This is a genomic window from uncultured Tateyamaria sp., assembly GCF_947503045.1.
Classification (GTDB): domain Bacteria; phylum Pseudomonadota; class Alphaproteobacteria; order Rhodobacterales; family Rhodobacteraceae; genus Tateyamaria.
This window is the reverse complement of sequence record NZ_CANNCF010000001.1, coordinates 683,711-703,384: the sequence shown is the minus strand read 5'-3', so window position 1 is coordinate 703,384 and position 19,674 is coordinate 683,711. Positions and strand designations below refer to the sequence as shown.

General features: G+C 62.9%; 23 protein-coding genes. 10 read left to right on the top strand and 13 right to left on the bottom strand.

Annotated elements, in window-relative coordinates; genetic code table 11:
- Positions 1 to 43 precede the first annotated feature (43 nt).
- Entirely contained in the window at positions 44 to 352 is a 309-nt protein-coding gene (locus tag Q1A89_RS03615) for an EthD family reductase (RefSeq protein WP_299723938.1), read from the top strand.
- On the opposite strand, the gene Q1A89_RS03610 is transcribed toward Q1A89_RS03615, so the two are convergent.
- Together Q1A89_RS03610 and soxR are read right to left on the bottom strand one after the other, a co-directional pair.
- Positions 349 to 2,034, bottom strand: coding sequence for a hypothetical protein (locus Q1A89_RS03610; RefSeq protein ID WP_299723935.1), 1,686 nt, complete (start codon positions 2,032 to 2,034; stop codon positions 349 to 351). The two genes, Q1A89_RS03615 and Q1A89_RS03610, sit on opposite strands and share 4 nt — an antisense overlap.
- A 99-nt stretch (positions 2,035 to 2,133) precedes the next feature.
- Entirely contained in the window at positions 2,134 to 2,589 is a 456-nt protein-coding gene (soxR, locus tag Q1A89_RS03605) for a redox-sensitive transcriptional activator SoxR (RefSeq protein WP_299723932.1), read from the bottom strand.
- Between the two features lie 74 nt (positions 2,590 to 2,663).
- Between soxR and Q1A89_RS03600 the strand changes: the two genes are divergently transcribed.
- The 3 genes from Q1A89_RS03600 to Q1A89_RS03590 all read left to right on the top strand — a co-directional run bounded on the left by Q1A89_RS03600 (position 2,664) and on the right by Q1A89_RS03590 (position 4,739).
- Complete coding sequence (locus Q1A89_RS03600; protein WP_299723929.1) at positions 2,664 to 3,053, top strand: VOC family protein; 390 nt, start codon at positions 2,664 to 2,666, stop codon at positions 3,051 to 3,053.
- Positions 3,054 to 3,250: 197 nt separating this feature from the next.
- On the top strand, positions 3,251 to 3,721 hold the full coding sequence (gene greA, locus Q1A89_RS03595; RefSeq protein ID WP_299723926.1) for a transcription elongation factor GreA: 471 nt from the start codon (positions 3,251 to 3,253) through the stop codon (positions 3,719 to 3,721).
- Positions 3,722 to 3,725: 4 nt separating this feature from the next.
- Positions 3,726 to 4,739, top strand: a complete 1,014-nt coding sequence (locus Q1A89_RS03590; RefSeq protein WP_299723923.1) for a hypothetical protein — start codon at positions 3,726 to 3,728, stop codon at positions 4,737 to 4,739.
- Here Q1A89_RS03590 and Q1A89_RS03585 read toward each other — a convergent pair.
- From Q1A89_RS03585 to Q1A89_RS03565, 5 genes are all read right to left on the bottom strand, one after another.
- Positions 4,736 to 5,059, bottom strand: a complete 324-nt coding sequence (locus tag Q1A89_RS03585; protein WP_299723920.1) for a hypothetical protein — start codon at positions 5,057 to 5,059, stop codon at positions 4,736 to 4,738. The two genes, Q1A89_RS03590 and Q1A89_RS03585, sit on opposite strands and share 4 nt — an antisense overlap.
- A 24-nt stretch (positions 5,060 to 5,083) precedes the next feature.
- Positions 5,084 to 7,207: a gephyrin-like molybdotransferase Glp gene (gene glp / locus Q1A89_RS03580; protein ID WP_299723917.1), complete on the bottom strand. Its 2,124-nt coding sequence runs from the start codon at positions 7,205 to 7,207 to the stop codon at positions 5,084 to 5,086.
- Positions 7,204 to 7,695, bottom strand: a complete 492-nt coding sequence (mobB, locus tag Q1A89_RS03575) for a molybdopterin-guanine dinucleotide biosynthesis protein B (RefSeq protein WP_299723914.1) — start codon at positions 7,693 to 7,695, stop codon at positions 7,204 to 7,206. Before mobB ends, glp begins: the two co-directional genes overlap by 4 nt.
- Positions 7,692 to 8,294: a molybdenum cofactor guanylyltransferase MobA gene (mobA, locus tag Q1A89_RS03570; protein WP_299723911.1), complete on the bottom strand. Its 603-nt coding sequence runs from the start codon at positions 8,292 to 8,294 to the stop codon at positions 7,692 to 7,694. The genes mobB and mobA overlap by 4 nt, the downstream gene beginning before the upstream one ends.
- Positions 8,295 to 8,379: 85 nt before the next feature.
- A complete protein-coding gene (locus tag Q1A89_RS03565) occupies positions 8,380 to 9,270 on the bottom strand; it encodes a formate dehydrogenase accessory sulfurtransferase FdhD (RefSeq protein WP_299723908.1) in 891 nt (296 codons plus the stop codon).
- Between the two features lie 50 nt (positions 9,271 to 9,320).
- Between Q1A89_RS03565 and Q1A89_RS03560 the strand changes: the two genes are divergently transcribed.
- From Q1A89_RS03560 to Q1A89_RS03545, 4 genes are all read left to right on the top strand, one after another.
- Positions 9,321 to 10,055 carry an AzlC family ABC transporter permease gene (locus Q1A89_RS03560; RefSeq protein WP_299723905.1) on the top strand — a complete coding sequence of 245 codons (735 nt, stop codon included), beginning with the start codon at positions 9,321 to 9,323 and terminating at the stop codon, positions 10,053 to 10,055.
- Positions 10,052 to 10,375, top strand: coding sequence for an AzlD domain-containing protein (locus tag Q1A89_RS03555; RefSeq protein ID WP_299723902.1), 324 nt, complete (start codon positions 10,052 to 10,054; stop codon positions 10,373 to 10,375). Before Q1A89_RS03560 ends, Q1A89_RS03555 begins: the two co-directional genes overlap by 4 nt.
- 454 nt (positions 10,376 to 10,829) lie before the next feature.
- A complete protein-coding gene (locus Q1A89_RS03550) occupies positions 10,830 to 11,111 on the top strand; it encodes a hypothetical protein (RefSeq protein WP_299723899.1) in 282 nt (93 codons plus the stop codon).
- A gap of 37 nt (positions 11,112 to 11,148) precedes the next feature.
- Positions 11,149 to 12,768, top strand: coding sequence for an SAM-dependent methyltransferase (locus Q1A89_RS03545; RefSeq protein WP_299723896.1), 1,620 nt, complete (start codon positions 11,149 to 11,151; stop codon positions 12,766 to 12,768).
- 156 nt (positions 12,769 to 12,924) lie between these two features.
- Here Q1A89_RS03545 and Q1A89_RS03540 read toward each other — a convergent pair whose 3' ends face one another.
- The 5 genes from Q1A89_RS03540 to Q1A89_RS03520 all read right to left on the bottom strand — a co-directional run bounded on the left by Q1A89_RS03540 (position 12,925) and on the right by Q1A89_RS03520 (position 17,001).
- Positions 12,925 to 13,539, bottom strand: coding sequence for a hypothetical protein (locus tag Q1A89_RS03540; RefSeq protein ID WP_299723893.1), 615 nt, complete (start codon positions 13,537 to 13,539; stop codon positions 12,925 to 12,927).
- 20 nt (positions 13,540 to 13,559) lie between these two features.
- Positions 13,560 to 13,694 (bottom strand): aa3-type cytochrome c oxidase subunit IV, encoded by a 135-nt coding sequence (locus Q1A89_RS03535; RefSeq protein WP_299723890.1) that lies wholly within the window; start codon positions 13,692 to 13,694, stop codon positions 13,560 to 13,562.
- Between the two features lie 89 nt (positions 13,695 to 13,783).
- Positions 13,784 to 14,242, bottom strand: a complete 459-nt coding sequence (locus tag Q1A89_RS03530) for a DUF6173 family protein (RefSeq protein WP_299723887.1) — start codon at positions 14,240 to 14,242, stop codon at positions 13,784 to 13,786.
- A gap of 3 nt (positions 14,243 to 14,245) precedes the next feature.
- On the bottom strand, positions 14,246 to 15,292 hold the full coding sequence (locus Q1A89_RS03525; protein ID WP_299723884.1) for an MBL fold metallo-hydrolase: 1,047 nt from the start codon (positions 15,290 to 15,292) through the stop codon (positions 14,246 to 14,248).
- A gap of 2 nt (positions 15,293 to 15,294) precedes the next feature.
- Positions 15,295 to 17,001, bottom strand: a complete 1,707-nt coding sequence (locus tag Q1A89_RS03520; RefSeq protein ID WP_299723881.1) for an acyl-CoA dehydrogenase — start codon at positions 16,999 to 17,001, stop codon at positions 15,295 to 15,297.
- 132 nt (positions 17,002 to 17,133) lie between these two features.
- On the opposite strand from Q1A89_RS03520, the gene Q1A89_RS03515 reads away from it, so the two are divergent.
- Entirely contained in the window at positions 17,134 to 18,066 is a 933-nt protein-coding gene (locus tag Q1A89_RS03515) for an L-threonylcarbamoyladenylate synthase (RefSeq protein WP_299723878.1), read from the top strand.
- Positions 18,067 to 18,138: 72 nt separating this feature from the next.
- Here the strand turns inward: Q1A89_RS03515 and Q1A89_RS03510 are convergent, their stop codons facing one another.
- On the bottom strand, positions 18,139 to 18,714 hold the full coding sequence (locus tag Q1A89_RS03510) for a YqgE/AlgH family protein (protein WP_299723875.1): 576 nt from the start codon (positions 18,712 to 18,714) through the stop codon (positions 18,139 to 18,141).
- 145 nt (positions 18,715 to 18,859) lie between these two features.
- On the opposite strand from Q1A89_RS03510, the gene Q1A89_RS03505 reads away from it, so the two are divergent.
- Entirely contained in the window at positions 18,860 to 19,672 is an 813-nt protein-coding gene (locus Q1A89_RS03505) for a protein-disulfide reductase DsbD domain-containing protein (RefSeq protein ID WP_299723872.1), read from the top strand.
- Positions 19,673 to 19,674 lie beyond the last annotated feature (2 nt).

The window sequence follows — 19,674 nt, the reverse complement described above, 5'->3', positions numbered from 1 at the left end:
GGCAAATACCCATATCTGACCCTCACTCAACGGAGCATTCCCCATGCCAGTCACGCTGCAAGTTCTCTATCCGATCGCCGAAGGAACCCATTTCGATGACGCCTATTACGCGACCACACATATGGGTCTCGTGGGCGAACATATGGGGGCGTACATCCAGAACAAGGTGGTGGCCAAGGGCATCGCGGGCGGGCCGGACACGGCGCCTGCCTTTCACGCCATTGCCACAATGGTCTTTGCAGATCAGGCCGCGCTGGATGCGGCGATGGCGGCTTCGGGGCCCGTTCTTGCCGACATTCCGAAATTCACCAACGTCGCGCCGCAGATACTGATCGGGCAGGTTTACGACTAGGGGTGGACCCACATGGCGCTGTCGGCAAACTTGTCGGCCTTCCACCAGTCGGTGCGGCCTGCATCGTAGTTGAAATTCCGCGACCCTGCCTGACTTTGCAGGGGTGCTGACACTTCGCCGCCGGGCAGACGCCGGGCGCGGTGGGTTTCGGTTTCGGGCACCACCATCGACACGTGCCCGGAGGCGCCCTCGGTCTTGCGTCGCGCGATGATCAGGCAGACGGCGCCCAGATTGGCGTGGTTCTGCAATTCGGTTGCGTTTGACGCCCGTTGCCAGCCAAAGGTCGGGCCGTAATCGGCGAGCCAGCGAAACAGGGCATTGGCGCGCATTTCCTGAATGGTGTTGCCGTAGAATGGCACAACCTCCTCGCCGCGCGCGATGGCGGCCAGCGCTCCGTCCATCCACCACACCCGGGGAAAGTACACGCCACATAGCGCACAAAAGTCATGGGCATAGATGTTGCAAAAGGTCAGCCGCCCGCGCGGCGCATAGCGGGCGTGGCGGGCGACATTCTCGGGGTTCAGAAAGGCGATGACGTCATGGATGCTTTGGCGCAGCGCGTCCGGAGACGTCCCGCCCCGACCGGGCATGCCGGGTTCATTCAGCGAATGGGCATTGGCCTGCGCAGTGCGTTTGGTCATGGTTGCCGATTTGCGCGGCATCCAAACCGGTTCGACATCGTGTTTGGCCGGAGGTTCCAGCGGGGCAACGGGCGTGGCGTCCGTCAGGAACTCGGCCGAGGCAAAGCCACGGAACACGGTACCCGACAGCGACGCCTCAACCTCGCGAAAGCCGCCCCTGGCGCGTGGCCGAAAGGCGCGCACCGGCCAGCCATCGGGCAATTCGGCGACCACGTTCTTGGTCAAGGGATCGCTGATCTCGGGGGCGCGGCGCAGCCGCAACGAGGTCGACATCGTATCCACCCGCAGCCATGGTCCAGTGGCCTCGGGCAGACGCGGCGGGGCCACGACCGCACGTCCCTCGTCGGGCACCACCACCGCAGGCCCGTCCGGCACCGCAATGGTGCGCAGCCGCGCGAGATAGTCGTTGATGTGTTCGCCATAGTGTTTGGCGCCATCGAAATGGCCCTGTTTCAGCCCCCTGTTGGGCCGAAACCGCCCGGTGTTATAGGTGATCGCAATGGTGCAGAACTCGAAATCCGTGATCGCGCTCCGGTCCTGCAACCCGCGCTTTTTCTGGCACGAGAGCAACTCGCGCAGCGCCTTGGCCAGCGTTTCGGAAAACTGCTCGTAGCGGCGTTCGAGGAAATAATCCGGATCCTGTTTGAAAAACTGCAGGTCCAGCTGGAACACGCCATAGCCATGGCAGAACTTGCTTTTCCGGGTCTTGGCAAAGCCGTAGCCCGGCACATGTTCGGACATCTCGAGCAGCGCATTGCGGGCGATGGCAAACATCTCGGCCCCGCGCGGCACTGCCTCAAGATGGGCGCGGGTCTTGGGAAAGGCGTTGCGGTTTGGGGCATCCAGCGTGTCGCCACAGCACAGGCGCACAATTTCGTTGCGCGACAGGCCCTTATTGCGCATCGGTGCCCAAAGGCTGCCGGTTTCCTGGCAGGCGATGGCGCTCAGCATGTCGGGGTCAAACACCGTGCCGTTCGTCGCCGCGGTCAGCTCAGACCAGAACGTCTCCTTGAACCAGCGCATATCCGCACTCTTGACCATGCCGAAATCTCCAAAATCAAAATCGAAATCAATATGATCAAAGGCTAGACCGGGCGCGGCGTCCGATCAAGATTTTCCCGCCATGCGCGTGGACCTCGCCTACATGTCGGGCGAATCCCCCATCAGATAGCGTGGCCCGGTGCCACGCGCGGCGGCACGGTCCTTTGGGTTGTAAAGGGCGCAGGCCTCAAGGCTCAGACAACCGCAGCCAATGCAGCCGTCCAACGTGTCGCGCAGGCGTTCCAGCCGCGCGATGCGGGTGTCGAGGCCGGTGCGAAAGGTCTGGCTGATGCGGGTCCAATCGGCCTTGGTCGGCGCGCGATGGCGCGGCAGGCGATCCAGTTCGACCCGGATCTGGGGCAGCGTGAACCCGAACTGCTGCGCAATCATCACGAAACTCAGCCGCCTGATGTCGGCGCGCTGAAACCGGCGCCGCCCGGCGGAATTGCGCCAGGGTGCGATCAGACCTTCGGCCTCGTAGTAGCGGATCGCGGACACGGCCAACCCCGTGCGCGCGGCAATTTCCCCGATGCTCAGACCTTCGGATGCGGACATGAAAAAAAACCTCTTGACCTCAAGGTGACTTGAGGTGGGACACTGCCTCTATCAACCACGAAAGGAAAGTCGAAATGAGCGCAACCGCACAGCTTGAACACACCAACTTTACCGTCACCGACCCCGATGCGACCGCCAAATGGATGTGCGATCTATTTGGCTGGCATGTGCGCTGGACAGGCGGATCACGCGAGGTCGGATATTCCGTCCATGTGGGCACCGACGACCGCTACCTCGCACTTTATGTACCAAAGGCCGGCGGGCTGAAGGCGCGCGAAGACAACTACACCACCAAGGGCGGTCTCAACCACATTGCCGTGGTGGTGGACGACATCGACGCGATGCGCACGCGTGTGGCGGAAACCGGCTTCGAACCCGGCGAGCATTACGACTACGAACCGGGCCAGCGGTTCTACTTCCACGACCATGACGGGATCGAATACGAGATCGTGCAATACGACTAAGCACCCCTGCTTCTCTGATTTCAAAAAATCCCGGGGGAGGCCGCAGGCCGGGGGCAGAGCCCCCAACACCTCCTTCTCCACTTGGGCGTAGCGATCAAATCCGCTTGCATTCCCCCGCCCCATTGGGTCAGGTAAACCCCATATTATGTATCGGCGGCTCCCAACCGGGGCCGCCGCACCTTATCCGGACGACGCCCATGGAAAAAATTCCAATGACCCGCGCAGGGGCTCAGGCTCTGGAAACAGAGCTCAAGCAACTCAAGACCGTTGAGCGGCCCGCCATCATCAAGGCGATCGCCGAGGCGCGCGAACACGGTGACCTCAGCGAAAATGCCGAATACCATTCGGCCAAGGAAAAGCAGTCCTTTATCGAGGGCCGCGTGAAAGAGCTTGAGGGTGTGATTTCGCTGGCAGATGTCATTGATCCGTCCAAGATGTCAGGCGCGATCAAGTTCGGGGCCACGGTCACGCTGGTGGACGAGGACACGGATGAGGAAAAGACCTATCAGATCGTTGGCGAATACGAAGCCAACATCGAAAAGGGACTTTTGAACATCAAATCGCCTATCGCACGGGCCCTGATCGGCAAAGAAGAGGGCGACAGCGTCGAGGTGCGCACTCCGGGCGGTGAAAAGTCCTATGAAGTGCTGAAAATCAGCTATAGCTGAGGCCATGGCCGACAAACCCAATCCCCCGTCCCGCCCGACCCCGCTCGGGATCTATGACAAGCCCCGTCAGGCCGGTGTCACCTCGATCGAGGTGGTGGCGTTGCTCCTGTCTGCGTTCTGGCTGTTGGGGGCGGCTGCGTTCTTTTTGCTGTCCGACACAGGGGCTGAAACGACCGGCGCCGAGGGGTTGCGCTTTCTCATCACCATGCTGGCCGTGTTCATGCCTGTGGCTATGATCTGGGTCGCGGCCACCGCGGCGCGCTCATCCCGCGTCATGCGCGAGGAAAGTCAGCGCCTGCAGGCCGCAATCGACGCCATCCGTCAGGCCTATATCGCCCAACAACAGGGCAGCAATGTTTCCAGGGAACCCTCGGTGGCACGCAAGCTGGACGAAATCGCTGCCGCGACGCGCAAGACCGAAACGGCCCTTGCCACCTTCCAGACCCGGCGCGAGGCCGATCATGCGCCGCGCCCGGCGGCAGCCCCCGTGGACAGCGGCGACCAACCCGCCCTCGCCCTTGGCACCAGCGCCGAAGACATGGCACCGCCCCTGCCGGTCGAGGATTTCATCCGCGCCCTCAATTTTCCTGAAACCACCGATGACGAGGTTGGCTTTGCCGCCCTGCGCAAGGCCATGCGGGACCGCAACACCGCCCAGTTGGTGCAGGCCGCGCAGGACATCCTGACGCTGCTCAGTCAGGACGGCATCTACATGGACGACCTGCGCCCCGACCGCGCCCGCCCCGAAATTTGGCGCCAGTTCGCCAACGGCGCGCGCGGTCGCCCCGTCGCAGCCCTTGGCGGGGTGCGCGACCGCTCGTCACTGGCATTGACGGCTGGGCGGATGAAGCAGGACCCGATCTTTCGCGATGCTGCGCACCATTTCCTGCGCCGCTTTGACAAGACGATCTCGGGCTTTGCCGAAACCGCAACAGATGCCGAAATCGCCGCCCTCAGCGACACCCGCACCGCGCGCGCCTTCATGCTACTGGGCCGTGTAGCGGGGACGTTTGACTAAACCACACCTGTAGGCAGCGGATCCCAAATGGCGCTTGCCCAGACTCCGTTGCTGACCTCGCAACTGGCCGCCTTGATCACCTGCCCTGCGTCGTTTGTCAGTTCATATACATCAAATCTGTAACGGTGGGACCCTTTGGGGGCAGTGGCAAAAAACATGGTGCGCAGGTTTTTCATTGAAAAGTTGGCCACGCTTTTTTCCACGTAAAAGCCCGGGTTTCCGTCAAATTCCTGACAGCCCCAAATGATCTTCCAATCGTCATTCGGCGGCGCTGCCCGGACGGCGCTCGACAAAAGGAAGATTTTGGATTTATCCGTCACGTGCCTTGCCCTTTGCTCATTGGCTCACACCCCAAACCCGCTCCATGGAATGTAGCGCACCAGATCACCGGGGCGCACATGCAGCGCGCCATCGGGCAATTCCACCAGCCCATCGGCCCAGTACAACCCGCTGATCCGCCCTGACCCTTCAGAGGCAAACACCTCGACCCGGCCATCCCGCATCCGCGCACGCAGGTATTCGCGCCGCCCGGCTTTTTTGCGTTTCTCGAACCCGGCGGGCACGTCGAACCCTTGCGGTTCTGACCACCCGGCCCCGGCCATCTGAGCAAATGCGGGCGCGGCAAAGACCAGCGTGCAGACCATCGCCGCCACCGGATTGCCCGGCAGTCCAAAGACCGGCGTGCCTTGCCACATCCCCAGCGCCAAGGGCCGTCCCGGCTTGATCGCGATCCGCCAAAGCGCCATGGCCCCGGCGTCATTGAGCAGGGCGGACACGTGGTCTTCGTCCCCTGCCGACGCGCCACCGCTGGTCAGGATCACGTCAACGTCTCCTGCCCCTGCATCCAGCCGGTCCGACAGCGCGGCGCGGTCATCTGGCACATGCCCGAGGTCCACAGCCACATGTCCTAGGCGCGTGATCAGGCCAAGCAACATAGGCCGGTTGGCATCAAATATCTGCCCCGGCCCTGCCGTGCCTCCAGCGGCGACCAACTCGTCCCCGGTAGAGAGCACGCCGACCCGCAGGCGCGCATACACAGAAACAGAGCCGACACCCACCGCACTCAGCAGCGCGAGGTCCGAAGGTCGCAACCGCCGCCCGGCGCTCGCAACCCGGCCTCCTGCGGTGACATCCTCGCCCGCCGCGCGGGTGTTCGCGCCCGCCTTGACGGGGCCGCGAAAGGAGACGTGCCCGGCGTCCAGTGTCACGTCCTCTTGCAGCACCACCGTGTCCACACCCGCAGGCAGCGCCGCGCCGGTGAGGATACGCACGGCATGGCCCGCAGGCACCGCAAAGTCCGGTGCCCGCCCTGCCGTCATGGGGCTGTCCATCAGGGGCAAGCGGTGCACGCCGTCCTTGCGCCCGCCAGCAAAACCATAGCCATCCACCGCCGTGTTGGGCAGTGGCGGATGGGCGCGCAGGGCGCGGATTTCATTTGTCAAAACACGGTCCAAAGCATCGGATACGGGTCTGTCCTCGACCCCCACAACCGGGCCCAGGCGTGACTTGAGGTCTGCCAGCGCGTCATCAACGGGTGTCCAGTCCACACCCGGCGGCAAGGCGAAACAGTCGTTTTTAAGGGGAGGTGGGCCGGTGCTGGGTCCCGGATCACCCAACAGTTGGTCCACGTGACCGGCCCCAAGAATCCACGCCTCTTCACGGGCCACAGCGGGCAGTTCCGACATCAGTTGATGCAGCGCACCGGCAGACATACGGGCCAGCGCCAGCGCCAGCAAGCGCACCTGCTCGCGGTCGCGGATCGCGTCCGGCCCGGCCGCAGCCAGTTCCGCCTTGACCACGGGTTCGATCAGACCCGGCCAGATCTCGGCCAGCACCACCCGCGCGTCCTGCCAGCGATCAAAAGGCCAGACCGCAACCCCCGGCTTCTGTCGCAGCCGGTTCAGCATCGGCAGGCCCATCAGCATCTGCCCGCCAACCGTGGGCGGGTTGAAAAGCTGAAAACAGCTCGAGGCTGCCTTGGCCACCACGTCGCATGTCCGTCGCTCGGCCATCGGGGCAAAGGTCACGCCTTCTTTGCGAAAGGGGATGCCCGGCCAGTCCATCTTGTTGGGTTTCGCCCAGAAGGGCCCGTGCCCGTCAAACAGGGCGTTCAGTTCCTCGGCGACGTCAAATCGGTTGTTGTCGCCCAGCTCCGAATCCGTGATCCGCGCGCTGATCCAATCCCAGACGGCGTAAGGATCGTCGCGGCCCGTGACATGGCGGGCGAATCCAGCGGGGTAGCCAAAAGGGAAGTCGAACGTGGCCAGAACCCTACGCCCCGCCGCCTGTTCGGATGTCAAAAGGGCGGCAATGCGCGCCTCGGCCTCAACGCGGGTGGGAAGGAATTCGGGCGCGACCTCGGCGCCGTCCCGCGCGATGCCGATCCAGATGGCATCCTTGGTCGGGCGAGGTTTGCGCCCTTTCGCGGCGGACCAATCCACCACGAGGATCGTGTCAAACCCGCTCACAACCCCACCTCCGCCAGTATGAAATCCGCAACCGCACGCGTGTCGTCCAGATCGAAAACCGGACGGTCCAGATCCAGCGGCGTGTCACTCGCCACCGCCCGGATTGTCGGATCATCCGGCGCAATCAGTGCATTGCCGGTCGCTGCGCGATGGGCCTCGACCTTGGGATGGGCGTCGCGTTTATAGCCCTCGACCAGCACCAGATCGACTGGCGACAACCGGGCGAGCAGATCGCTCAGCGTCGGTTCATCCCCCCCGCGCAGCTCATGCATCAGTGCAAAGCGGTTGGCCGACGCCAGCAGCACCTCGGACGCACCCGCAACGCGGTGGCGATGGCTGTCCTTGCCGGGCTGGTCGACGTCAAAGCTGTGATGGGCGTGCTTGATCGTGGAAACCGTCAGGCCTCGCCCCGCGATCTCGGTCACCAGCCGCTCCATCAGGCCGGTCTTGCCCGCATTCTTCCAGCCAACCACGCCATAAAGCCTCATAGCATCGCCTCGGCCCGGGTCAGATCGTCCGGCGTGTTGACGTTGAAAAAGGCCGCCTCGTCCGGGAAGCTGGCCAGTTGCGCGCCGTGTCGGTCGCTCCACTGCACGACCTTGCGCACGCCGCTTTCAAGGGCCGCACGCAGATCATTGCGCAAGGCCACGGGCCAAAGGCCAAAGGTCGGGTGCCGCGCCTGCCCGCGCCCGGGGTCCGGCGTGGCGGCAAGCGCGAGCGGGTGGTTCATACCTTCGGCCGCCAGTTGCAGGCGGGGCACCAGATCGCAGGGAAAGAACGGCGTGTCGGCGGCCGCGGTCACAATGGATTCGGCGCCCTGTTCGGCAGCCCAATCGAGGCCGGCGAGCACCCCGGCAAGGGGCCCTGCGAACCCGTGCACACTGTCGGCAATCACAGGCAAACCCAGGCCGGCAAAGCGCGCGGCATCGCCGTTGGCATTGAGCGCGAGGCCCGCCACCTGTGGGTCAAGCCGCGCAATCACATGGCCAAGCAGGGTGTCGCCGCCGAGGGTCAAAAGCCCCTTGTCCCCACCGCCCATCCGGGTGGCCTGCCCCCCGGCAAGGATCACGCCCAGCGGTGGAGTCATGGCGCACCGCCGGCCAAATGGTCAGGAAAATGCGAATGTTTCTGTCCATTTTCTTGGTTCAAGAAAACGCCCGCGCGACAAAGGCTCATGCCCTTGCCCCTTTGCGCCGATGCCTGGCCGCATCCTCGGGCACGGCGGTTGGGTCCGCATCGCGCACCAATCGGTCCTCTCCGCTCAGACAGACGAACCGCTGCCCCCGCATCCGGCCGATCAGCGTGAGGCCCACCTCACGTGCGATCTCCACCCCCCAGGCGGTAAAGCCGGACCGCGAGGCCAGCGCAGGAATACCCATCATCGCCGTCTTGATCACCATCTCGGACGTCAGGCGACCGGTGGTATAAAGGATCTTGTCCTCGGCCTCAGTGCCCGTCGACATCATCCAGCCCGCGATTTTATCGACCGCGTTGTGACGGCCCACATCCTCCATATAGACCAGTGGACGGTTGCCCTGACACAGCACGGTGCCATGGATCGCCCCGGCCTCGAGATAGAGCGAGGGCGTGCGGTTGATGGTCGCCGCCAACGCGTAAAGGTCAGAAGTGCGCACGGGCGTGGCAGGCAGGGTCAGCCCGTCAAGCCCCTCCATCATGTCGCCAAACACGGTGCCCACCGCGCAGCCGCTGGTGCGGGTCTTTTTCTTCAGCTTTTCCTCGTGATTGGTGGAGGCCTCAGTGCGCACAACCACCGTCTCAAGCTCTTCGTCATAGTCGACGCCCGTGACGACATCGCCCGATCCCAGCATCCCCTGATTGCGCAAGAATCCGAGGGCGAGGTAGTCGGGATAGTCGCCGATGGTCATGGCGGTCACGATCTCCTGCCCGTTGAGGAAAATGGTGAGTGGGCGTTCCTCGATCACAGCAATCTCGGTGGCGGCCCCTGTGTGATCAAAGCCGGTCACGGTCCGCGTCAACCGCACTGCCTTCGGATCAGGCGCAATCAGATAATCGCCGTTGTCACCTTGTTGCGCCAATTGCATCCCCTTTGCCGGACAGCTAATCCTAGTTGAATCCAATCTAAGGCCCCCTCATGCCCTTCACCACCACCAAATCCGCCTTTTGGGCGGGCGTTCGCGACGGCGCCCCGTTCATCGCTGTTGCCGGGCCTTTTGCCCTGCTGTTTGGCGTGCTTGCAACCGAAGCGGGCCTGAGCGTGTTCGAAGTCATGAGCTTTTCCCTCGTGGTGATCGCGGGGGCGGCGCAATTCACCGCCCTGCAACTGATGCAGGATCAGGCCCCCACCGTGATCGTGCTGCTGTCGGCCCTCGCTGTGAACCTGCGGGTGGCGATGTATTCCGCTGCCCTGACTCCTTATCTGGGTCGCGCACCGCTGTGGCAGCGCATTTTTGCGGCCTATCTGCTGGTGGATCAAAGCTATGCGCTCAGCCATGCGAAGTTCGAGGAAGACGCAAGCATGACCGTCCCTCAGCGCATGGGCTATTATTTCGGCACCTGCCTGTTGGTGATGATCGTGTGGTTCGGGGCGAGCTATGCGGGGGCCGCCATCGGCACCACGCTGCCTGCGGGACTGCCGCTCGATTTCGCACTGCCGATTGCGTTTCTGTCGATGGTGGCACCGATGATGCGCACCCTGCCCCACCTGATCGCGGCGGGCGTGGCGGTGATCGTGGCCCTTCTGGGTGTGGCGATCCCCTATTCTCTGGGCCTGATCGTGGCCGGGCTGGCGGGAATGATGGCGGGCGCGCAGGCGGAGTTGTGGCTCAAGACCGAACCGATGCTGGCGCGCGACGAGGGCGACACATGATCGACAAAAGCACGCTCTGGCTGGTCATCTTCGGCCTTGGCATCGGCAGTTTCCTGCTGCGCTTTGCTTTTCTCGGATTTGTCGGAGACCGCCCCCTGCCCGCGTGGCTGGTGCGGCACCTGCGCTATACGGCCGTGGCGATCCTGCCCGCGCTGGTGGCCCCACTGGTGGTCTATTCCGGAGAGGACGGCGGCACCGACCCGACCCGCGTGCTGGCAGCGTTGGTCACCCTTGGCGTCGGCATCTGGACCCGCAATGTTTTCGCCGCCATCGGAGCCGGGGCGGCGGCGCTGTTTGTTTCGGTTTACTTGCTGGGATAGGTGCGCGACGGACGTCACGCCATGGCCCTGTCCCACGCTGGGACAGCTTGCGGAACAAGAGATTTCAATGACTTACAGAGGCGGTTTAACCGTTTGTTTAGAATCGGCACTTCGATCCGGCAGCTATTATCCGTCATGCTGCAGCGTTTGGAATGTGCGTTTCGGCTCTGGAACGATGCACCAAAGTCAGCTCTGACCCCATACCTTCCGTCCGGCTCAAACGAAGCGTTTCACAGGTTGTACCCGGGTCTGACCAATGCTGCAGGGTCGATTGAAATGGAGCGCGGGAACAAGGCGCGCTTTGGAGACCGGAGGCTTAGCGTCGTGATCCCGCGGGGCACACACAACTGAAGTTTCTTGCTTTGTGTCCGTCACTTTTGTAATTTCCAACGCAATATTATGCACGACCAGACTTGTACGTACTGAGAATTTACAAAAAAAACCGGGTGTCCTGATGGCAGCAATTGATAAACGCGTTGATGAGTTGGAACGGGGCCTGACTCGGCTCATTAACGACCTGAACCGAACACTGGATGGCCTTGCCAAGAAAGTGCATCAGATGGATGCCGACCGAAATATCTGGGGTCGGCGCATCCAGATGCTTGAGGGCCGGTTCGAGAAATTCGACAAAACCGCCAAGAAGGCGTCCAAACACCTTGACCCCAGAGTGCAGAAGAAAAGCATGCTGAAAATGGTCGACCAAGCGTTGAAAGCGTATGACAAAAAGCACAAGTGATGCCGCTGGTGCAAACGACGCAAAACACATTTCACCTGTGGAAATACTGGCAAAAGGGGCGAAATCCGGCAGCCCCCTAGAACCGTTTGGTCCCGTTTGGGACACCGCCCTGTTGCAGTTGTCGCGCGCCAAGTGGCAACAAACCGGGCTGGAGGCATTTCTCAATTTCGAAGTGCCGCACACGGCAACATCAAATGGTCGTCTGTCCGAAGACGCGGTCGATATCGTCCTCAGCGCAATCGCGGATCGCGATCCGCCAGAGGGGGGGTACAGGTTCCTTGAGCTTGGGTCCGGCTCTGGCCTCTTTGCCAAGCTGTTTCTTGACCGTTTGCAAACCTTCGCGCCGCACGTCTATGAAACCTGCCGATATTTCGCGACAGACGGGGCCGACAGCATTCTGGACTCGCAAAAGGCGTTTGGCGTTCTGGATGCGCACAGCGAACGGGTCACGCGGGTCAACCTGAACGCGGAACAGGCGTGGCCGGCAGAACTGTCCGGGATCATGGATTTCGCATTCGCCACATATCTGTTGGACAGTCTGTCTTTTGACATCCTCGCGGTGAACGACACCGAACGCTGGCGATTGGAAACGCGCACAGTCTACACTGAAAAGAACCCGGATGACTTGGCGCGCCTCAAGGCCTTGGTGACGGGGGAAACGTCCTTCGATCCACTGGCGATCCCTGACATCCTGTCCAAATTGGCGCTGCAAACCCGCTACGTCAAAATTCAGGACAGCGACCTGATTTTGCCGGAGTCCCTGCCCCGCGATACCGGCGGCGAAAGCCGTCCGACATTGCATTCCTATGGCGCGCTGATCTGCATCAACCATTGTCTGGCCGCACTGCGCCCCGGTGGCGGCATGATTGTCAGTGATTATGGTCACGCCGCACCTCTGGACCCCTCGGAAGAGGTCGAGTTTCAGTTCTATGGCGGCACAATCGCGCATGGTTTGAATTTTTATCAGGTCGATCAGTATTTTACCGATCGTTCGGACGTCCAGCTTTTTGCCCCTGAAGAAGACGGGCCATCAGTCCATACCCGAATGATCGCGACGCCGGAGTGTCCTGATCTGTCCGAAAAGGTTGATCTGATTTACGGCAACATAAGGGACCGCGCGTTCAACCTGCCTATTGAAACCGCGCGCGAATTCCTGCGTGCCCGCCTGTTTGAGAAGGCCCGCAAGCTTTATGCCAAGGCGCTGGAATTTCAGCCCCGCAACTGGGCCCTGCTGGAAGAGGTGGCGGGCTATCTTCTGGTTGCGAACGAGGAATATTCCAATGCGATGACGCTGGTGGAGCAGGGGTTGGACATAAACCCGTTCGCTCCGGGCCTCTGGCGCACCAAGGCCGAGGCGTTGATGGGCCTTGATCGCCTGCAAGACGCAGAGGCGGCGTTCAGGCGCTCGGTTGAGCTGAACCCCAAGGATCCCCAGACGCATCTGTCATTTGCAACCTTGCGCCGCAAGCTGGAGGACACGGCAGGCGCATTGCATTCTGTCGCTGACGGGTTTGCCTATGACACATCCGGCGATTTGCGCGAGGACCTGTTGGCCGAACAAGACCGCATTTTGCTGCGCATCAATGAAACTGCGCGCAAGCAGTTGCTGCATGAGGTGAACAGGTTCCGCCAGCTTGACGCAATACCTCAAGGGTAGTGCGCACCGTCACGCGGCTTGGGTATTTGAGGGGGGCTGTCGGCGTGGTCGAACCGGTCGCGCTTTGCCGCTTTCATCCGAGATGAGCGTAGGGGCGGGTTTGTCCCGCACAACTGACGCCTTCGTGCATCCAACAGGTGAGGAGCATAACCGCCCTCAATCGGGCAGCACGATCCCTTCGACGCCTTCAAGAATGCCGCCTTCGTCGTCCTCGAAGTACTTTTCTTCGACCACGCCGGGACGTGCGGCCAGTTGCTCCATCAACCGGGTCGGGAACATCGTCTGGTCGATGTCGGCAAAGCCGGGGACCTGGCGCAGCAGGCCGGTTGTGGCACTTGTGCAGAAGGCGCGTGGGACGGCACCGTTGGTTGTGGCGAGGCGCAGGGCGATGGCCGCCTGTTCGGGGGTCACCTCAAAAGTCTGGCTGACCACGTGGAAGGTGCTGCGCGCGTGCGCGCTTTTGTATCCGGCGAGTACGGCGGGGGTGACACCGTAAAGGACGTCTTCCTGCTCGGGCACGCGCTCGTTCACGAAGGACCCGGCGGGGTCAAAGATCACCCGCTGGCTGCCATTGATCATCAGGGATGAATGAGCGCCCTTGCCGTTGCGGTTGCTGACCATGGTGAAGATGGTGAAGGTGTTCGGCCCCGGCGCGCGATAGGCCGACGCGGCCACCCGTTCATCCGACGCATAGGGCACCGCAGGGGGTTGGGCACAGGCCGCAACCAGTACCAGCAGCACAAAGGCTGCCCCCAGACGCATCACAGACATGGACCGCACCCCGTGTTCGATCAGGTGATGAAGATCGCCATGCCCACGATCAGCACGAGGATCACGATCACGCTCCACGTGACCCATTTCATGAACCCGTCAAAGGTTTTCTCGTTGCCCTTGATTTCCATCTCACCGTGCTTGTGATCGACCATGTCGCGTCCCTTTCAAATCCGTTGACGCGCTTTAGCGCATCGCGTCCGCCCTGTCACGGCGTCTTTGGCGCACAGAGTGCCCCATCTTTTCACGTTTCTTCAAGGTCCTGCACAAGGCGAAAGCCGATGCGGTTGGGCTCGGCCTGTTCGACGGCCTTGGGCAGCGCACGCAGCATCACGTTCATTTGGGTGACGTGCTGGATCAGCTGGGTTTTGGCCCCGGCCGGGTCGCTGCCATAGAAGGTCACGATATCGGGGTCGAAATAGCCCATCCCCTCGATCCTGAGCACCCCCGCATCCCCACCGGTAAAGCCCATGGCGACCTCATGTTCATTGTCGAGGTTTTCCTCGAAATTCTTGAGATACATCACAATCCGCTCATAGGCCCATTGGGCGGGGCTTTTCTGAGCGGCGGGGGTCTTTTTCACCGATTGGGGCACGGGACTGGATGCCATGTTGCGCCTGGCGGGGTCGTTGTGCACCTCGTGACAGCGCGGCATGGCATCGGCCTCGGCGGCTTCGGCGGCTGTGTTGATCTTGTCGTCCATGTTCTACCCCTTGCGCTGATAGAGCCACGCCCCGTCATCGCGCCGGGTCCGCGTGGCCTGTCCCATCTGGTAAAGGTGGCTCAGATGCGCGACGGCTTCAACCAGGGCCAGCCCATATTCGCCCTCTCCGATCTTGCGCTTGAACAGCGGGGCAAAGCAGTCGGCGGCGGATTTGGGTGTGTCGATATAGTCGATCAGCCGCGCGAGCGCCCCGTGATGATTGTCGATCAGTTGCCGCATGCGCACGGGCAGCCCCGTGAACGGCAGCTTGTGCCCCCCCAAAACAAGGTGATCGTCGCGCGCCAGCAGCTTGAGCCGCTCGCAGGCCTCGAGCCAGTCGCCAATCGGGTCGGCCATGGGTTCGGTGGCGTAGACCCCGATATTGGGGCTGATCGAGGGCAGGATCTGGTCCCCTGCGATCACCAGATTGTCATCGCGGCTCCAGAAAGTGGCGTGTTCGGGGGCGTGGCCGTTGCCGATATGGATGTCCCATGTGCGCCCCCCCATGGTGATGCTCTGGCCCTGGCTGATGCGGGTGTAGCCCAGTGGCATGGGCGCCACGATATCACCGAAGTTGAAGGGGCGTTCCGCCTTGCGCTGCTCGAAGATGGCTGCATCCATCCCTGCGCTGCGCCAGAAGTCGAGCGTTTCGGCCACCGGTGCGTCCTGCACGTCCAGCGTCAGCATCCGCGCAAACAGCCATGCGGTGCGGGTGGTGATCAGTTCGGCCCCGAAGTCGGATTGCAGCCATCCGGCAAGGCCCACGTGGTCGGGGTGGTGATGGGTGACGACAACGCGCGTGATGGGCTTGCCGCCCAAAGGGCCTGCCATCAGATCGCGCCAGATGCCCCGCGTCTTGTTCGAGGCAAAGCCGGTGTCGATCACCGTCCAGCCGTCACCGTCATCCAGCGCATAGATGTTGACGTGATCGAGCTTCATCGGCAGTGGCAGGCGCATCCACAAGACGCCGGGCGCGACCTCGATGGCCTTACCATGCTCTGGCGCGTCGGCGCAGGGATATCTCAGCCCGACGGGCGCTCCATCGGCCACGTTCAGGCCGCGAACTCTTCGGGGGTGAGGGCGTAGATGTCGTAATCGCCCGCCTGGGCTTGCGTCAAAAGGCTCGCATGTTCGGGCAGCAGGCGGTGGATGTAGAATTCGGCGACCTTGCGGCGCGCACCTTGCGCGTCAGCCACGGCTGACATCAGGTGCACATGGCCGCCCAGAACACGGGCAAAGGCGCGCAGGTAGGGCACGGCGCCGGAAAAGCGGACACGGTGGTTCTGGGCGATCATCCATTCGGTAGTCTCGCGCAAGGATTCGTTGGCCTCCCAGACGGCCCCGGCCAGGTCCGGCAGCACATCGCGAGCGGCCTCGGCAGCCGCCTCGATTTCATCCATGATCAGGCCTGCGGCCTCGCCGCCATCCATCATCTTGCGCGCCACAAGGTCCATGGCCTGAATGCCGTTGGTGCCCTCGTAGATGGTGGTCACGCGCACGTCGCGGGCGAATTGGGCGGCGCCCGTTTCCTCGACAAAGCCCATGCCGCCGTGGACCTGAATGCCCATGGCCGCGACCTCGTTGCCGATATCGGTGCCAAAGGCCTTGGCGATGGGGGTGAGCAGTGCGGCGCGGGATTTCCAGCGGGCATCGCCGGTGGCCGTCGTCATGTCGATGGCCACGGCGCACATCAGGCCAATGCCGCGGGCGGCATAGGTTTCGGCGCGCATGGTCATCAGCATCCGGCGCACATCGGCGTGGTCGATGATGGTGCCGGTCTCGCCCTCGGTCTTGCCCTGTTTGCGGTCGAGCGCATAGCCAAGCGCGTGCTGATAGGCCCCTTCGGCCACACCCACGCCCTGCCCGCCCACGCCGAGGCGGGCGTTGTTCATCATGGTGAACATCGCTGCCATGCCGCCGCCCTCTTCGCCGACCATCCAACCGGTAGCGCCGTCATATTGCATCACGCAGGTGGGCGAACCGTGCAGGCCCATCTTGTGCTCAAGGCTGACCACTTTGAGGCTGTTGGCCACGCCCGCATTGCCGTTTTCGTCCGGAATGTTGCGCGGCACAAGGAACAGGCTGATGCCCTTGGTGCCCGCAGGGGCACCCGGCGTGCGGGCCAGAACCAGATGGCAGACATTGTCGGTAAAGTCGTTGTCGCCCCATGAAATATATATCTTTTGGCCCGACACGGCGTAGGTGCCGTCGCCATTGTCCTCGGCCTTGGAGGTCAGCGCGCCCACATCCGATCCGGCCTGCGGCTCGGTCAGGTTCATGGTGCCCGACCATGCGCCCGAGATCAGCTTGGGCAGGTAGAGATCCTTGATCGCGTCGGAGGCGTGATGCTCAAGCGCCTCGATCTGGCCCTGGCTCATCAGCGGGGCCAGTTGCAGGGACAAACACGCCGCGCTCATCATCTCGTTCACCGCGCTGGTGACGGTCATCGGCAGACCCATGCCGCCATATTCCGGGTCCGCCGCCATCCCGACCCAGCCGCCTTCGGCGATGGCCTTGTAGCCCTCGGCGTAACCGGGAGAGGTGCGCACGACACCGTTTTCCAGATGTGCCGGGTGCAGATCGCCATTGCGCTGCAGCGGGGCCACCACGTCTTCGCACAGCTTGCCCGCCTCGGTCAGAATGGCCGCAGTCACGTCTGGCGTCGCCTCGGCGAAACGATCGGTTGCGATGACCTGCGCCAGACCGACGATGTGATCAAACAGAAAGGTATAGTCGTCAACAGGGGCGCGGTATGGCATGGGGCAAGGCTCCGGGTAATGGCTTGGCAAGCGCAGGGGCTGCGCGTAAACGAGCGTCTTTGAAAACATAAATGCAATCTGCGCAGCCTACCGCAACTCGAACGCGGCGTCACGGGGGCCAACTCGGTCGAAATGAGTGAAATGGACACACAACGCTTGGTCTCTGACCCGTCCGGGTTGAATGCCGCTGCTGATATTCTGGGCAGTGGCGGTCTGGTCGCGTTCCCGACCGAGACGGTTTACGGCCTTGGTGCAGATGCGCGTGACGGAGAGGCCGTGGCGCGGATTTACGCAGCCAAGGGGCGGCCTGCGTTCAACCCGCTGATCGTGCATGTGGCGGATGTTGCAGCCGCACAGCGCTATGGCCTGTTCGATGTCGCCACGCGGAAGGTCGCCGACGCGTTCTGGCCCGGTCCGCTGAGCCTGGTGGTCCCCCTGGCCCCGGATCACGGGCTGTCGCCGCTGGTCACGGCCGGTCTGGACACTGTGGCGCTGCGCGTGCCCGCACACCCGCTGGCCCATGCGCTGTTGACCCGATTTGACGGCCCTGTGGCGGCACCCTCGGCCAATCCCTCGGGCCGGATCAGCCCGACAACGGCGGGTCACGTGATGGCAGGCCTTTCGGGGCGGATCGATGCGGTGCTGGATGGCGGGGCGTGCAGCGTGGGCCTTGAATCCACCATCATCGGTGGCACCCCCCTCGCCCTGTTGCGCCCCGGTGGCGTTGCGCAGGAAGACATCGAGGCGATCACCGGGCCTTTGGCGGTCGCGTCTGAGCAGATCACGGCCCCCGGTCAACTCGCCTCGCATTACGCGCCGAACGCCGCGCTGCGGTTGAATGCTGATCACGCCGAGCCGGGCGAAGTGCTGCTGGGCTTTGGCCCGATGCCGTGTGATTTGAACCTGTCAGACAGGGGCGATCTGGTTGAGGCGGCGGCCAACCTTTTTGGTCAGTTGCACGCGCTGGACGCCCGTGGCGCGCCCATTGCCGTTGCACCAATCCCAAATACGGGACTGGGTCGGGCGATCAATGACCGGCTGCAAAGGGCTGCAGCACCACGCTGACTCACAGTTTCTTCTGACCAGAAATACCACGGGGGAGGCGCGTCTGCGCCGGGGGCAGAGCCCCAAGGACGTCTACGCCCGCCCGGCCATGCCCGACAGGCCCAGCGGGTCGACCCCAAGCGTGCCCAAGGCCGCCGCCCATTTCGCATCGTCATCGGTGGAGAAGATCAGTTCAGCGCCCGCATCCACCGTCAGCCAGCCATTGCGGGAAATCTCGCCCTCAAGCTGACCTGCACCCCAGCCCGCATAACCCAGCATGATCAGTGCTGCGCGTGGGCCGTCGCCGGCAGCGATGTCCTCCAGCACGTCGAGCGTCGCTGTCATGCCGAAATTCTCGCTTATTTCCAGCGTCTTGAGGCGGGATTGGTATTCTGTTGAGTGCAGAACAAAGCCACGCGAGGTTTCGACCGGGCCGCCGATATGGATCGGCATGTGGCGGCTTTCGGGATCGACCTCGATGTCGAGCTGTTCCAACACCGCGCCCAGATCGACGTCGCTGGCGGGCTTGTTGACGATCAGGCCCATCGCTCCCTCTTCGGAATGGGCGCAGACAAAGATCACCGACCGGTCAAAGCGCGGATCGCCCATACCCGGCATCGCAACCAGCAGTTTGCCTGTCAGGTCCAGCGAAATGGGATCGTGCATCATGGTCTCCGGGCGGTGCGCTTCGGGGCAGATGGGCCTACAATGCCGCCCGGCGCGCGTCGGAACAAGGGCCAGCAGTGACACAGGCAGGGCACCGCGCACCGGATCGTGACTTGGATTTTATCACATCAGTCGGCATGTAGAGGCCATGACCTCTATGCACGCCCTCTGTACCGCCGCCGCATTTGGCATCGCCGCCCTGCCCGCCATGGCGCAGGATCCGTTCAAAAACCCCGTCACCTCAGAGGTGTTACAGGGGTGGGACCTGCCTGATGGGCGCAGGGTCGCCGCCTTGCGTCTGACCTTGGAGCCGGGATGGAAAACCTATTGGCGCAGCCCCGGCGATGCGGGCATCCCCCCGGCCTTTGACTGGAGCCGCGCGCGCAATCTGGGCGCAGTGTCCGTCACCTGGCCTACCCCTTCGGTCTATGATCAGAACGGCCTGCGCTCGATCGGGTATTCGGGGCAGTTGGTGATCCCGTTGCATGTGACACCCAACCGCGCGGGCAAGCCGGTGCGCCTGCAGGGCCGCATGGCGCTGGGCGTCTGTGCCGACATCTGCATCCCGCACGAAATCGACATTAACACGCTGCTGGACACGCCCGATGCCAGCCCGACCCCGGCCATTGTCGCAGCCCTCGCCGATGTGCCCTACAGCGCGGACGAGGCGGATGTGCAAAGCGCCACTTGCCGTCTCAGCCCCACCGAGCAGGGCATGCAGATCGAAGCGCATGTGACCCTGCCCCATACTGGTGGCACCGAAGTGGCCGTGATCGAAACCGGCACGCCGGGCCTCTGGATCAGCGAAGCCCGAACGTCGCGCAAGGGCGATACGCTGGTTGCTATCAGTGACATGGTCCATCCCAAGGGCGGCGCGTTCGGCATCGAACGCTCGGATGTGCGGATCACGATTCTGGGCGGGAATTATGCGGTGGACGTGCGGGGATGCAGCGCGGGCTGACC

Bases quoted from the DNA above. Each gene is read 5' to 3' on its own strand.
- Q1A89_RS03615 (WP_299723938.1), top strand. From the start codon at position 44: ATGCCAGTCACGCTGCAAGTTCTCTATCCGATCGCCGAAGGAACCCAT.
- Q1A89_RS03610 (WP_299723935.1), bottom strand. From the start codon at position 2,034: ATGGTCAAGAGTGCGGATATGCGCTGGTTCAAGGAGACGTTCTGGTCT.
- soxR (WP_299723932.1), bottom strand. From the start codon at position 2,589: ATGTCCGCATCCGAAGGTCTGAGCATCGGGGAAATTGCCGCGCGCACG.
- Q1A89_RS03600 (WP_299723929.1), top strand. From the start codon at position 2,664: ATGAGCGCAACCGCACAGCTTGAACACACCAACTTTACCGTCACCGAC.
- greA (WP_299723926.1), top strand. From the start codon at position 3,251: ATGGAAAAAATTCCAATGACCCGCGCAGGGGCTCAGGCTCTGGAAACA.
- Q1A89_RS03590 (WP_299723923.1), top strand. From the start codon at position 3,726: ATGGCCGACAAACCCAATCCCCCGTCCCGCCCGACCCCGCTCGGGATC.
- mobB (WP_299723914.1), bottom strand. From the start codon at position 7,695: ATGAGGCTTTATGGCGTGGTTGGCTGGAAGAATGCGGGCAAGACCGGC.
- mobA (WP_299723911.1), bottom strand. From the start codon at position 8,294: ATGACTCCACCGCTGGGCGTGATCCTTGCCGGGGGGCAGGCCACCCGG.
- Q1A89_RS03565 (WP_299723908.1), bottom strand. From the start codon at position 9,270: ATGCAATTGGCGCAACAAGGTGACAACGGCGATTATCTGATTGCGCCT.
- Q1A89_RS03560 (WP_299723905.1), top strand. From the start codon at position 9,321: ATGCCCTTCACCACCACCAAATCCGCCTTTTGGGCGGGCGTTCGCGAC.
- Q1A89_RS03555 (WP_299723902.1), top strand. From the start codon at position 10,052: ATGATCGACAAAAGCACGCTCTGGCTGGTCATCTTCGGCCTTGGCATC.
- Q1A89_RS03550 (WP_299723899.1), top strand. From the start codon at position 10,830: ATGGCAGCAATTGATAAACGCGTTGATGAGTTGGAACGGGGCCTGACT.
- Q1A89_RS03540 (WP_299723893.1), bottom strand. From the start codon at position 13,539: ATGTCTGTGATGCGTCTGGGGGCAGCCTTTGTGCTGCTGGTACTGGTT.
- Q1A89_RS03535 (WP_299723890.1), bottom strand. From the start codon at position 13,694: ATGGTCGATCACAAGCACGGTGAGATGGAAATCAAGGGCAACGAGAAA.
- Q1A89_RS03530 (WP_299723887.1), bottom strand. From the start codon at position 14,242: ATGGACGACAAGATCAACACAGCCGCCGAAGCCGCCGAGGCCGATGCC.
- Q1A89_RS03520 (WP_299723881.1), bottom strand. From the start codon at position 17,001: ATGCCATACCGCGCCCCTGTTGACGACTATACCTTTCTGTTTGATCAC.
- Q1A89_RS03515 (WP_299723878.1), top strand. From the start codon at position 17,134: ATGAGTGAAATGGACACACAACGCTTGGTCTCTGACCCGTCCGGGTTG.
- Q1A89_RS03510 (WP_299723875.1), bottom strand. From the start codon at position 18,714: ATGATGCACGATCCCATTTCGCTGGACCTGACAGGCAAACTGCTGGTT.
- Q1A89_RS03505 (WP_299723872.1), top strand. From the start codon at position 18,860: ATGACCTCTATGCACGCCCTCTGTACCGCCGCCGCATTTGGCATCGCC.